This window comes from Hydrogenophaga sp. (assembly GCF_019264445.1).
Taxonomy (GTDB): Bacteria; Pseudomonadota; Gammaproteobacteria; order Burkholderiales; family Burkholderiaceae_C; genus Hydrogenophaga.
Genome location: NZ_JAHVAB010000069.1, coordinates 13,902 through 26,490, shown reverse-complemented (window position 1 = coordinate 26,490; position 12,589 = coordinate 13,902). Strand labels below are relative to the sequence as shown.

General features: G+C 67.7%; 13 protein-coding genes. 4 read left to right on the top strand and 9 right to left on the bottom strand.

From position 1 onward, the window contains the following. Window positions 1-7: 7 nt before the first annotated feature. The 4 genes from KXJ60_RS15095 to KXJ60_RS15080 form a co-directional block, all read right to left on the bottom strand. Window positions 8-1,657: a SulP family inorganic anion transporter gene (locus tag KXJ60_RS15095; protein WP_291129643.1), complete on the bottom strand. Its 1,650-nt coding sequence runs from the start codon at window positions 1,655-1,657 to the stop codon at window positions 8-10. A gap of 173 nt (window positions 1,658-1,830) precedes the next feature. Then, window positions 1,831-3,159: a sulfatase-like hydrolase/transferase gene (locus KXJ60_RS15090; RefSeq protein ID WP_291129640.1), complete on the bottom strand. Its 1,329-nt coding sequence runs from the start codon at window positions 3,157-3,159 to the stop codon at window positions 1,831-1,833. Window positions 3,160-3,166: 7 nt separating this feature from the next. Continuing rightward, entirely contained in the window at window positions 3,167-4,132 is a 966-nt protein-coding gene (locus tag KXJ60_RS15085; protein ID WP_291129638.1) for a tripartite tricarboxylate transporter substrate binding protein, read from the bottom strand. Between the two features lie 32 nt (window positions 4,133-4,164). After that, on the bottom strand, window positions 4,165-5,130 hold the full coding sequence (locus tag KXJ60_RS15080; RefSeq protein WP_291129637.1) for a Bug family tripartite tricarboxylate transporter substrate binding protein: 966 nt from the start codon (window positions 5,128-5,130) through the stop codon (window positions 4,165-4,167). Between the two features lie 112 nt (window positions 5,131-5,242). On the opposite strand from KXJ60_RS15080, the gene KXJ60_RS15075 reads away from it, so the two are divergent. The 3 genes from KXJ60_RS15075 to KXJ60_RS15065 all read left to right on the top strand — a co-directional run bounded on the left by KXJ60_RS15075 (window position 5,243) and on the right by KXJ60_RS15065 (window position 8,337). Continuing rightward, entirely contained in the window at window positions 5,243-5,746 is a 504-nt protein-coding gene (locus KXJ60_RS15075) for a MarR family winged helix-turn-helix transcriptional regulator (RefSeq protein ID WP_291129635.1), read from the top strand. 374 nt (window positions 5,747-6,120) lie between these two features. Then, the gene (locus KXJ60_RS15070; RefSeq protein ID WP_291129632.1) at window positions 6,121-7,635 is read left to right on the top strand and encodes a BCCT family transporter; all 1,515 of its coding nucleotides are present in this window, start codon (window positions 6,121-6,123) and stop codon (window positions 7,633-7,635) included. Between the two features lie 18 nt (window positions 7,636-7,653). Next, entirely contained in the window at window positions 7,654-8,337 is a 684-nt protein-coding gene (locus tag KXJ60_RS15065) for a MarC family protein (protein WP_291129629.1), read from the top strand. On the opposite strand, the gene KXJ60_RS15060 is transcribed toward KXJ60_RS15065, so the two are convergent. Further along, window positions 8,330-9,016 (bottom strand): glutathione S-transferase N-terminal domain-containing protein, encoded by a 687-nt coding sequence (locus tag KXJ60_RS15060; protein WP_291129627.1) that lies wholly within the window; start codon window positions 9,014-9,016, stop codon window positions 8,330-8,332. The genes KXJ60_RS15065 and KXJ60_RS15060 overlap by 8 nt on opposite strands. Before the next feature lie 33 nt (window positions 9,017-9,049). Continuing rightward, complete coding sequence (locus KXJ60_RS15055) at window positions 9,050-9,928, bottom strand: AEC family transporter (protein WP_291129624.1); 879 nt, start codon at window positions 9,926-9,928, stop codon at window positions 9,050-9,052. Between the two features lie 85 nt (window positions 9,929-10,013). Between KXJ60_RS15055 and KXJ60_RS15050 the strand changes: the two genes are divergently transcribed. Continuing rightward, on the top strand, window positions 10,014-10,769 hold the full coding sequence (locus tag KXJ60_RS15050; protein WP_291129623.1) for a helix-turn-helix domain-containing protein: 756 nt from the start codon (window positions 10,014-10,016) through the stop codon (window positions 10,767-10,769). A 9-nt stretch (window positions 10,770-10,778) separates the two neighbouring features. On the opposite strand, the gene KXJ60_RS15045 is transcribed toward KXJ60_RS15050, so the two are convergent. Genes KXJ60_RS15045 through KXJ60_RS15035 form a run of 3 tightly spaced genes read right to left on the bottom strand, consistent with a single transcriptional unit; the run spans window position 10,779 to window position 12,516 of the window. Further along, on the bottom strand, window positions 10,779-11,066 hold the full coding sequence (locus KXJ60_RS15045) for a GNAT family N-acetyltransferase (RefSeq protein ID WP_291129620.1): 288 nt from the start codon (window positions 11,064-11,066) through the stop codon (window positions 10,779-10,781). Between the two features lie 24 nt (window positions 11,067-11,090). Next, window positions 11,091-11,417 (bottom strand): GNAT family N-acetyltransferase, encoded by a 327-nt coding sequence (locus KXJ60_RS15040; RefSeq protein ID WP_363318070.1) that lies wholly within the window; start codon window positions 11,415-11,417, stop codon window positions 11,091-11,093. 13 nt (window positions 11,418-11,430) lie between these two features. Further along, window positions 11,431-12,516, bottom strand: a complete 1,086-nt coding sequence (locus tag KXJ60_RS15035) for a patatin-like phospholipase family protein (protein ID WP_291129615.1) — start codon at window positions 12,514-12,516, stop codon at window positions 11,431-11,433. Window positions 12,517-12,589 lie beyond the last annotated feature (73 nt).

Sequence of the window (12,589 nt, the reverse complement as noted above, 5' to 3'; positions counted from 1 at the left end):
GGCTGCGTCAGATCGACGGCTCTTCCGGTATCAGCCTCGACGCCGCGCGCAGGCCTTCGGCTTCCGTGCGGTAGAGGTGCAGGCGTGGGCTGTCGTCGAGGTGGCCGGCTGCGCGCAGCAGGTTCTCCACCGGCAGCTTGATGCCCACCAGGTGCAGCTCGATGCGCTGGTCGTCCAGCTGCGCGCGCAATCGCGCGAAGGCTTCGGCGCCGGTGGCGTCGATCCAGTTGATGGGGTGTGCGATCCACATCACGTGGCGCGTGCCCGGGTGCGCGGCGATGTGCTCGGACACCGCGCGTTCGAAGCCGTTGGCGGTGGCGAAGTCCAGCGCGGCGTCCATGCGCAGGGCAAAGAGGTCGGGCGCCAGCGGGGGCAGCTTCCAGAGGTGGCGGTCGCGCAGGCTGCCATCGGGGTGCAGGCCCACTTCGATGATGCGCGGGTGCAGCCGCAGGTACAGAAAGTGCGACAGCGCCATGAGCACGCCGGCCAGCACGCCCCAGTAGAGGCGCGGCGCGGCCAGCACGGTCACCGCAAAAGTGATGCCGGCAATCACCGCTTCCACCCGCGAGAGCTTCCACAGGTGCACGAAGGCGCGCGGCTTGATCAGGCCCATCACCGCCACCAGCACGATGGCCGCCAGCACCGCCAGCGGCACGTGGTGCAGCACCGGTATGAACAGCAGCAGCGTGATCAGCACCACCGCCACCGAGAACACGGTGGCCCAGCCGGTCTTGGCGCCGGCGTAGAGGTTGAGCGCCGAGCGCGAGAACGACGAGCTGGTGGGAAACGCGCCGCTGATGGCCGAGGCCAGCTTGGCCAGTCCCTGGCCAATCAGGTCCTGGTCCTGGTCCCAGCGCTGGCCGCGTTGCCCGTTGTCCACCTTGGCGCTGGAAGCCGTTTCCAGAAAGCTCACCAGGGTGATGACCAGTGTGGGCACCAGCAGTTGGCCCATCGTGGCCCAGCCGGGCCAGCCGGGCCAGTACGGCATGGGCAGGCCCTGCGGCAGGGCCCCAATCACCGCTCCGCCGCGCCCTTCAAAGCCCACGGCCCAGCTGATGGCGGCACTGGCCACCACCACCGTGAGCACCGTGGGAAAGCCCGGGCGCCAGCGGCGCGCCAGCACCAGCAGCGCGAAGCTGCCCAGGCCAAAGGCCAGTGAAGGCCAGTGCACAAAGGGCTGCGTGAGCAGGGTGTCCCAGGCGGAAAAGCCGAGCAGGGCTGGCAGCTGCGAGGCAATGATGAGCACCGCAGCGGCCTGCGTGAAGGCCATGAGCACGGGCGAGTTGACCAGGTTGAGCAGCCAGCCAAACCGCGCATAGCCCAGCACGATCTGCAGCAGGCCCGTGAGCAGTGCGAGCCACACCGCGAGTTCGATCCAGCGCTGGCTGCCGGGCTGCGCCAACCCCGTGAGCGATGCACCCACGAGCAGACAGGTGAGGGCGGTGGGTCCCACCGAAAGCCGGGGCGAGGCACTGAACAACACGGCAATCAGTGCCGGCAGCAGCGAGGCGTAAATGCCCGTGACCAGCGGCATGCCCGCCAGCGCCGCATAGGCCACACCTTGCGGAATCACCATCAGCCCCACGGTGAGGCCGGCCATGGCCTCGCCGCGCAGCAAGGCAGCGTCGGGCCGAGGCCAGGCAAGAAATGGCAGCATGCGTCTAATTCGGCTCATGGGGCGATCGTAGCGGGGGCTTGGGCATGCAGGAGAAGCGCGCACGACCAGAGGCATCCAGGGTCCGGCTCAGCCGGCCCGAGATGCCGTCCCCCCTCGAAGCGCCGAAGGCGCGCCACAGAGGGGGGAAGCCGCACAGCGGCGCAGGGGGGAGTTCACCTTCCCGGCATGTCCTTGGCGGAGTAACCCAGGCTCACTGTGGCGTCGACCGGAATCGGCGGCACGCTCTCATTCCACGCTTCCCACTGCGCGCGCATGCGCTGCAGCCGCTCGGGCTCGCGCGTGGCCAGGTTGGCGCGCTCGCGCTCGTCCTTCGCGATGTTGAAGAGGTACTCGTGGCCGTCCACCTGCAGGTACTTCCAGTCGCCCTCGCGCAGCGCGCGCTGGCCGCGGTGGTTCATGCGCCAGTACAGCGCGCGCTCGAAGCGCTGCGCGGGCTCGCGCAACACGTTGAGCAAGCTCACGCCGTCCAGCGGCCAGTCCGGGTCGGCCTGGCCGCCGCCGGCTTCGAGCATCGTGGCGGACCAGTCCATCGTCATGCAGTGCTGGGTGCTCACCGTGCCGGCCGGGATGGCGGCGGGCCAGTGCGCGATCCATGGCACGCGGATGCCGCCTTCGGTGAGGTCCATCTTGCCGCCCACCAGCGGCCAGTTGTCGGAGAAGCGTTCACCGCCGTTGTCGCTGGTGAAGACGACCAGCGTGTTCTCTTCCAGGCCCTCTTCGCGCAGCGCGGCCATCAGCTTGCCGATGCCTTCGTCCATGTGGTGGATCATGCGGCGGTAGGTGTTCACATCGCCACCGTGCAGGTGAAAGAGGTTCTTCGCCACGTCGCTGGCCACATGCGCGTCGTCGCGCGTTTCCCAGGGCCAGTGCGGCGCGGTGTAGTGCAGGCTGAGCAGGAAGGGCTTGCCGGCTTTCGCGTCGGCCGCGCGCTGGTGCACGTGGTCCACCGCTCGCTGCGAGAGCACGTCGGTGAGGTAGCCCACCTCGTGGTGCTCGTCTTCGTCGATGTAGAGGTCGTGCTCGCCGCTGGAGGAGCAGTGGGTGAAGTAGTCGACCCCACCGGCCATGATGCCGAAGAACTCGTCGTAGCCCGAGCGGCGCGGCCCGAACGACGGCGGGTAGCCCAGGTGCCACTTGCCGATGAGCGCGGTGTGGTACCCCGCCTTCTTCAGCAGCGAGGGCAGCGTGGGCACTTCGGGTGGCAGGCCCAGCGTGGTGCTGCCTTTGCTGCGGCTGTTGATCGGCTCTTCCATCGCACCGCGCAGCCGGTACTGGTAGCGCATGGTGATGAGGGCAAAGCGCGTGGGCGAGCACACCGGCGAGTTGGCGTAGCCCTGCGTGAACTTCACGCCGCCGGCGGCGAGTCGGTCGATGTTCGGCGAGACGGCGCCGAACTCGGCTTCGCGGCCGCCGTAGCAGCCCAAGTCGGCGTAGCCGAGGTCGTCACAGACGATGTAGATGAGGTTGGGGCGTTGCTTCATGGGGTGCTCACTCCACCTTCATGCCGGTGGCTTTCACGATGGGGCCGTAGCGGTGGTACAGCGCGTCGATGCGTTGCGCGGCCGGTGCGCCGGTGAGGCCTTCGAAGAACAGGTCGAGGTTGTTCATGCGGGCTTGCACCTCGGGGCGTTTGAGCGCGTCGACGATGTGCTTTTGCAGGGTCTGCACCACCGCGTCGGGCGTGGCGGCGGGGACCATGACGATATAGAGCACCTCCTGCTCCAGGCTCTTGAGGCCCGCTTCGGCCACCGTGGGCAGTTCGGGGGCGAGGCGTGAGCGCTGGCGGCTGGTGACGGCTAGCGCCGTGATCTTGCCGGTCTGCACATGCGGCAGCATGCCGGGCGTGGCGAGCACGCCGCCGTCCACCTCGCCCGCGAGCACGGCGGTGACCGCGGGCGTGTTGCCGCGGTAGGGGATGTGCGTGAGCTTGGCCTGGGTCGATTCCTTGATCACCTCGATGGCCAGGTGGCCGGGGCTGCCACTGCCGGCGGAGCTGAAGTTCAAACCCCTGGTCTTGCCGGCGTCCACCATGGCCGCCAGGGTCTTGATGCCGGTGGACGGGTTCACGCCAACCAGCAGGCCCGACGAGGCCATCACCACCAGGGGCTTGAGATCGGTGCGCTTGAACGGCATGTTCGCGTACAGGTGGGGGTTCACCGTGAACGTGGTGTCGATACCGAACAGCACGGTGTAGCCATCGGCCGGGGCACGCGCCACTTCCGTGGCACCGATGTTGCCGGCCACACCGGCCTTGTTGTCCACCACGAAGGCTTGCTTGAGCGATTCCTGCAGCACAGCGGCGACCGAACGCGCCAGCAGGTCCGACGGGCCGCCTGCGGGGAAGTTGTTGACGAAGCGAACGGGCTTGTTCGGGTAGGTGTCCTGGGCCGTGGCCAGGTGCGCGGCGGTGGCCGCGATGAGGGCGAGGGCGAGACGGAAAGCGGTGCGTTTCATGAAGGGTCGGGGAACAAGAGAAAGAAAAAAATTCAAGGCTGGTAGCCCGAGGTCTGCACCACCGGCGCCCACTGCGCGCGGTAGGCCGCGAGCGAGGCGCGGGTCTGCGCGGGCGTGCTGGCCACCGGGCGCATGCGCGCGTCCTGGAAGCGCTTGACCGTGTCGGGGTCCTGCATCACCTCGCGGATGGCCTGGCCCAGCTGTTCCACCCGCGCGGTGGGCGTGCTGGCTGGCGCGAAGAAGGTGTTCCAGCCGTCGGCGCTGATGTCCAGCCCGGCTTCGCGGAAGGTGGGGATGGCCGGCGCGAACGGCGAGCGGCGCGCGCTGGAGACGGCCAGGACGCGGATCTTGCCGGCTTCGTGCAGGGGCAGCAGCGTGTCGAAGGTGTCAAAGGCCACCGGCACCTGGCCGCCCATGAGGTCGGTGGCCAGCGGGCCGGAGCCGCGGTAGCCGACCACCTGCGCCTTCACGCCGGCCTTCTCGCCCACCATCAGCCCGAAGAAGTGCGGCAGGCTGCCGGTGGCCGGCACGCCAAAGTTGGCCTGCAGCGGGTTGGCGCGCAGCCAGGCCAGCAGGTGGTTGAGTTCGCGCACGGGCACGCCGGCGCCCACGGCCACGCCGAACTCGTAGCTGTTGGCTTGCGACACGGCCACAAAGTCTTTCTCGGGGTCGTAGCCCGCGTCCTTGAAAACCAGCGGGGCCACCAGCATCACCGCCGGGTTGGCCATCAGCAGCACGTTCTGGCTGGCGGGTGCGCCGCGCAGCTGCTGGGCGGCCAGGCGCCCGCCCGCGCCGGTGCGGTTTTCCACCACCACGGTGGTGTTCAGCTTGGGCCCCAGTTTGTCGGCCACCAAGCGCGCCACGCGGTCGGTGGAGCCGCCCGGTGCGTAGGGCACCACGATGCGCAGGGGCCCTTCTTGCGCTTGGGCCAGCGTGGGCAGTGCCACGGCGGCGGCCATCGTGGCGGTGAAGGACAAGAGTTGGCGGCGGGTGGTCATGGGGTGTCTCCTGAGAGGGCTCCGGTGTTTCCCGGTGCAGTCCTTCATGCTATGCAGGGACAATCAATTGCAGAAATCAATCATTGCGGGTGTTTTCCCTGAGCCTCGATCCATGAGCCCTTCCGACCGGATGAGCGAGCCGCAGCACCAGGCCGATCTGCTGCTCTATCGCCTCTACCGCATCCACACCACCGCCGGCCGCATGGTGGTGCACCTGTGCGAGAGCGAGTTCGGCATCACGCGGCGCGAGTGGCGCATCCTGTCGTTCCTGGCCGAGCGGGAAGGCGCGCTGTCGTCGCAGCTGGCCGAGCACGCCATGCTGGACCGCGCCCGCACCTCGCGCACGCTCACTTCGCTGGCGACCAAGAAGCTCGTGGTGCGGCAGCCCCGGCCGTCTGACCGGCGGGAGGTGCATGTGTATTTGAGCGAGGCAGGGCGGCGCTTGTATGAGCAGATCTTTCCGCGCGTGGCCGCCATCAACCGCGAGCTCACATCGGGGTTGAGCTTGTCGCAGCGCCGGCAGCTCGACGCGATGCTCGACACCCTGCAGTCGAAGGTCGCGGGCATGGTGGATGCGCGGCCGCAGTCGCCGCCGACGCAGGATGGCGGTGAGTGAGCGCGTGCTTTGGGCCTGCGCGCACGCCGCACATTGGACCCATGAATGGCCTCAAGGCAAGGCACAATATTGGCTCTTCTGACGGCAGCAACTGGCGCGCAACACGACGCGCTGGCGGTGCCGGCCCTTGCTGACAGCCCCAACACCAGCCACCCGCCCCGGGTGGTTTTTCAAGCCCGGTCCACCTCGTGTGCCGGGTGGGGAACCCTGACACATCGGGCCACCGCCGCCGTCTTGTCTTTCACCACCGAGCTGGTGCCTTCGCCCCTACCCAGTCCCGCGCCTTGACCGCGGGCCGGCCACCCCGGACCATCCCCATGCGATGGGCCGGTGGCGCGGAGCCATTGCCAGCCATGCATCTGGAGGAGTTTTCCATGCAGCTCATCGTCTCGGCCGGGTTGATCCTGGCCATTGTCTTGTGGGGCGTTGTCGCGCCCGATGGACTGGCATCCGTGTTTGACACGGCGCTGGCCGTCATCACGCGCGACTTCGGCTGGTTCTACCTGTGGGTGGTGCTGGGCCTCGTGGTGTTCGCCCTGGTGCTGGCGTTCAGCCGCTACGGCGACCTCAAGCTGGGCGGAGAAGACGATGAGCCGGAGTTCTCGATGGGCACCTGGTTCGCCATGCTGTTTGCCGCCGGCATGGGCATCGGCCTGGTGTTCTGGGGCGTGGCCGAACCCATTTCCCACTACGGCGCACCGCCCCCCGGCATCGCGCCCAACACACCCGAAGCGGCCAACGCCGCCATGCGCTACAGCTTCTTCCACTGGGGCCTGCACCCCTGGGCGGTCTACAGCATCGTGGCGCTGGCGATCGCGTTCTTCCAGTTCCGCAAGGGCGGCTCGGCGCTGGTGAGCACGGCGGTGGAGTCCTTGCCCTGGGCGCCGCTCAAAAAGATCGGACCCGTGGTCAACGTGCTGGCCGTCATCGCTACGGCCTTTGGCGTTGCTGCCTCATTGGGCATGGGCGCGCTGCAGATCAACAGCGGCCTCAATGCCGTGCTGGGCCTTCCCGTGAGCGAAACCTCGCAGGTGGGCATCATCGTGGTCACCACCGTGCTGTTCCTGATCTCGGCCGTCACGGGTGTCACCAAGGGCATCAAGTGGTTGTCCAACACCAACCTGGTGCTGGCCGCGCTGCTCACGCTGGCGGTCTTTGTGTTCGGCCCGACGGTGGCCATCATCGACACCTTCACCACCACGCTGGGCAGCTATGTGAGCGAGTTTGTGCGCATGAGCCTGCGCATGACCCCGTTCCGCGACAGCGGCTGGGTGGGCGGCTGGACCGTTTTTTACTGGGCCTGGTGGGTGAGCTGGTCGCCGTTTGTGGGCTTGTTCATCGCGCGTGTGTCGCGCGGCCGCAGCATCCGTGAGTTCATCATGGGCACCATGCTGGCGCCCACGCTGGCCGCGTTCGTGTGGTTCTCCGTGTTTGGTGGCACGGCCCTGAACCTGCAGATCATGCAAAACCTGCCCATTGCCGACGCTGTCAGTGCAGATGTCTCCACGGCTTTGTTCACCATGTTCGATGCCTTGCCCATGGCCTCGCTGCTGTCGGGTGTGGCCACGCTCCTGGTGTTGCTGTTCTTCGTCACCTCGGGCGACTCGGCCACCCTCGTGCTGGGCATGATGAGCACGGGCGGCCAGGAAAACCCCGGCGCCCGCGTGAAGATCATCTGGGGTGTGCTCGTCTCCGGCATTGCCATCAGCCTGTTGCTGGCCGGCGGGCTCAAAGCCGTGCAGACCGCGACCATCGTGTTTGCGCTGCCCTTTGCGGTGGTGATCGTGCTGATGGCCGTGGCCCTGTGGCGCGGCGTGCGCGACGACCACGAAGAAGAACAGCAGCGCGAAAAGGCCTTGCGCCGCCGCATGCGCGAAGCCCTGAAGTGACGGCACCGCGCAGCGCCCATGAGCCCTGAGTTTGCGCTGGCGTTTGGCAAGAGTTTTCTCTTTGTCTTCGCGGCGATCCTGCCGATCCTGAACCCGGCGGCCACGGCGCCGATCTTCCTCGGGCTTACCGAGGGGGCATCGGCGTCGACCCGCAAGCTGCTGGCGCGGCGCATCGCGCGCAACATGTTTGCGCTCATGGTCGGCTCCATGCTGGTGGGCTCCTACGTGCTCGACTTCTTCGGCATCTCGCTGCCGATCGTGCGCGTGGGCGGCGGGCTCATCGTGGCGGCCTCGGCGTGGCGCCTGCTCAACGCCGGGCATGCCACGCAAGACAGCCGCACCGAACTCGCCGAGGCCTTCACACCCGAGCAGGCGCGCCGGCAAGCGTTTTACCCGCTCACCTTTCCGATCAGCTGTGGGCCGGGTTCGATTGCCGCGGCCATCACGGTGGGCGTGGCGCTGCACGACGCGCAGCTCGCGCTCTCGCTGGCGCGCATCAGCGGCGGCATTCTGGCGCTGCTGGCCATCGGCGTGCTGCTGTACCTGGCGTTTCGCTACGCGCAGCGCCTGCTCAAGCCCCTGGGCGAAGCCGGCACCGTGATCTTCCTGCGGCTCTCGGCGTTCATCCTGCTGTGCCTGGGTGTGCAGATCGTGTGGGACGGGGTGAGCGAGCTGCTGCGCGGGCTGCTGCAGGTCAGCTGACCAGGCGCGCGTTTTGCGGGAAGAGCGCCTTGCGCGCGTCTTCGTCCACCTCGGCCTTGAACGTGAAGCGCGTCTTCAGCGTTTCGGCCCGCTGCGCAGCGGGGCGTGCGTTGATCTCGTCGAGCAGGCGCTTGACGTGGGGCAGCGTTTCCCAGGCATCGGCGCCCAGCACGAACGGGATCACGCGCGCCCAGCCCCAGACGGCCATGTCGACAAAGGTGTAGGTGTCGCCCAGCATGTAGGGCTGGTTGGCCAGGTGCTCGTTGACGATGCTCCAGTGGCGCCAGGCTTCGAAGTCGTAGCGGTTGACGGCATACGACTTGGGCTCGGGTGCGAAATGCTTGAAGTGCACCGCCTGCCCGCAGTACGGGCCGATGCCGGTGGCCACAAACATGAGCCACGAGTGCATTTCGGCGCGCGCGGCCGGGGTGTTGGCCGGCACAAACTGGCCACACTTCTCGGCCAGGTAGAGCAGCATGGCGTTGCTGTCGAACACGCGGATGTCGCCATCGAGCAGGGCGGGTGTTTTGCCGTTGGGGTTGATGGCACGGAATGCCGGCAGATGCTGGTCACCTTTTCGCGTGTCCACCGCCACAGCCTCGTAGGGCAGCCCGGTTTCTTCCAGGTACAGCGCAATCTTCAGCGGGTTGGGCGATGGGTGGAAATAGAAGCGGATCACGGCGCAATGCCTTTCATGGATGGACCTTGCCGGTCAGGGGAGGAAGGCCAGCCAGATGCCCAGCGGCAAAAAGGCCAGGCCCGCGAGGTGGCCGATGATGACCACGGAAGCGACCTTGCCGGGCTCGACCTGGTAGCGGTCGGCCAGCATGAAATTGAAAACGGCGGGTGGCAGGCACGCGAAGAGGATGAGCGCGCCGCGCTCCACACCTTGCAGCGGGATCGCCCACAGCACCAGGCCGCATGCCACCAGGCGAACCAGCATGGCCACCACCGCCCCCACGGCGCCCACGCGCACATCGCCCACCTGCGCCGTGGCCAGCCGCACGCCCAGCGCCAGCAGCATCATCGGCACCAGCACACTGCCCACCATGGTCAGTGGCGTGGCGAGCCACTCGGGCAGGCCCCACGCCATGCGCGAGAACACCACGCCCAGCAGCGTGGACCAGACCAGCGGGTTGGCGTACACCATGCGCCAGTCCACGCGCCCGCTCATAATCCCCGAGCCCAGCGAAAAGTGCAGCAGGTTGGACAGCACCAGCAGGATCACCGCCGGCGCGAGGCCGTCCGGCCCGTAGGTGAGCACGGTGAGCGGAATGCCGACCGGCCCCACATTGGCAAACATGGTGCTGGGCACGAAGGCCCTGGCCGATGCCCCCACGACGCGGCTCAGCGGCCAGGCCAGCAGCCCGCTCGCCAGCATCAAGAGCACCGAAGCCCCGGTGAAGGCCAAGGCGGTCTGCGCATCGAACTGCTTGGTCGAGAGCGAGGTGAAGATGAGCAGCGGCAGCGCGATGTCCACCACCAGTTTGTTGGCACCGCCCAAGTCGGGGCGCACCGCGCGGCCGTAGAAGAAACCGATGAGCACGATCACCAGAATGGGCAGCGTGATTCCGGCGATCTGAAGCAGCATGGGCGAGGGCTTGGGGTGGGAAGTCGCCCATTCTGTATGACTTGGTGCAACAATCGCCCCACTTTTGTTAGCCTTCCGTACAGAAATGACCGAACTTCGCCTGGACCGCCTCTCGGCCTTGCTCGAAGGGCTTGCGCCCCGTGTGTGGTCTTCCAGCGGCAGCCGCGAGCTCACGCTGCACATCGTGCGCAGCGGCAGCGCAGAGGGTGCGCCGCCCGCGCTGGCGGCGTTGATGCTGTGGGTGAACCCGCCAGGCCAGGCGCTGGATGCCATGGCCGTGCAGGCCCGAGGCCTGTCGGTCTGGATGAGTTTCGAAGTCGCTTTCGACGGCCCTGTGGGCCCGCTGTTTCTGGACGAGTTCAAGCAGCCGCTGGAGATCGGCCTGGCGCAAGCCGATCCGTCGCTGGTGCAGATCGTCCACCTGATGGCCTCGGAGATGCAGACGCGGCGCTGCGGTCAGCCCTTGTTGATGAACCGCGCGGGCGACATCTTGCTGATCGGTTTGCTGCGCCACCTCGTGTCGGCGCCGCAGGGCGCCTTCGGTTTGTTCAATGGACTGGCCGACCCGCGCATTGCGCGCACGCTCGTGGCCATGCATGCCGCGCCGGCCAGCCCCTGGACGCTGACCACACTGGCGCAGGCAGCCGGCATGTCGCGCACCTCGTTTGCCAACCACTTCAAGGCGGTGATGCGCGTGCCACCGGGCAAGTACCTGGAGAACCTGCGTCTCGCCATGGCCCACCGCATGGTGGCCACGGGCATGGGGCTCAAGCGCGTGGCGCGTGAAACCGGTTACGCCGGGCCGTCGACCTTGTCGCGGGCGATGCACCGATCGGCGTGAGCGCCGAATTCACTTCAGCACGTCGCGGATCGACGGGTCCTTGTCGAACTGCGCCTTGGCAAACGGGCACAGCGCGATCACTTTCGTGTGGGTCTCGCGCGCCCAGGCCACCAGCGCGTCCAGCAGTTGCCGGCCCACGCCTTGTCCCTTGAGGCTTTCGTCCACTTCGGTGTGGTCGATGACGATCAGCGATGCGTTGGTGCGGCTGTAGGTCATCTCGGCCAGGCGCCGGCCTTCGTGCAGAAACACAAAGGCGCCGCGCGATTCGGTTTCCTGCTGCTGGATGGGGTGGGTCATGGGGTCTCCGGTGGGGGGTGGGGATCAGGCCTGCACGTCGCGCGTGGAGGGGTCGCGGTCGAATTGCACCTGCACGTAGGAACACAGGGGCACCACCCGCGTGTGCGTCTCGCGGGCCCAGGCCACCATGGCGTCGAGCAGCTGGCGCGCCACGCCGCCACCGCGCAGGCTGGGGTCCACAAAGGTGTGGTCCACCACCACCAGTGACGGGTTGGTGCGGCTGTAGGTCATCTCGGCCACGCGCCGGCCGTCGCGTTGAATGCGAAACGCGCCGCGCGATCCGGCTTCTTCGTGTTCGATGGAGGGTTGCATGCAGGGGCTCCTTCGCAGGCCTGGCGGGACGTTGAACAAGGCCTTCAGGCTATCACCCCTGCAGCACCTGGTTCAAATCGAAGCTGCTGCGCTGGCCCAGGTCGCGCCGGTGCTGCTTGAGCCACTGGGCGGCGGCGTCTCGCCCGAGCTCGTGCAGGCGCGAGAGAAAGGTCCATTGCGTGTGGGTCTTGCTGCCCGCGCCCAGGTCGGCCAGCGCGGTGCCGCCGTCGATGAAGTGCACGCGAAGCTGCTGCACGCGCTGGAACAGCTCGGGGCTGCCCTTGGCGGGCGCGTCGCCAATGAGCTGCTTCATCAGCGCGAGCGTGCGCAGCTCCTTGATGAGGCTGGCGTTGAAGGTCACCTCGTTGATGCGGTCGGCAATCTCCTGCGTGCTGGTGGGCACCGTGTCGCGCTGCGTGGGGTTGATCTGCACCAGCAGCATGTCGTGCGCGGGCGAGTCGGTGATGAGCGGCATGAGCGAGGGGTTGCCCGCGTAGCCACCGTCCCAGTACGCCTCGCCGTCGATCTCCACCGCCTGGAACAGCATGGGCAGGCAGGCCGAGGCCATCACCATGTCGGCCGTGAGCTCGTGCTGCCCAAACACGCGCAGGGCGCCGGTGCGCACCTGTGTGGCGGCAATGAAGAGCTGCGTCTTGTGGCATTGGCACACGCGCTCGAAGTCCACCGTTTCCAGCAGGATGTCGCGCAGGGGGTTCAGGTTGAGCGGGTTGAGCTGCGAGGGCGAGAGCTGGCTGCCCAGGGCTTCGTTGAATTGCTTGATCGGCGCCAGCCAGGGTTCCATCAGTGCCTCGGCGGGGCCGAGCAGGGCGCCCAGCGGGCTGGTCTGCAGGCGGTGGAAAGGCGAGAGTTCGGCCACCCGCGTCCAGAACTGGCGCAGCACGCGCTGCGCGCCTTCGCGCCCGCCCTCCATCAGGCCGGCGGCCAGCGCCACGGCGTTCATGGCGCCCGCGCTGGTGCCGCTGATGGCGGAGATTTCCAGTGTCTCGTCTTCCAGCAGCCGGTCGAGCACGCCCCAGGTGAAGGCGCCGTGCGAGCCACCGCCCTGCAGGGCGAGGTCGATCGGGTGCTTGCCGGGGCGGCTGCGCGCGGTGGGTTTGGGGCTTGGGCGGGTGGGCATGGCGGGGTTCTCCGGGAACGGCTTGCTGCATTGCACCATGACTCGGCGAGGGCTTGCACCGTCTGGGACAATC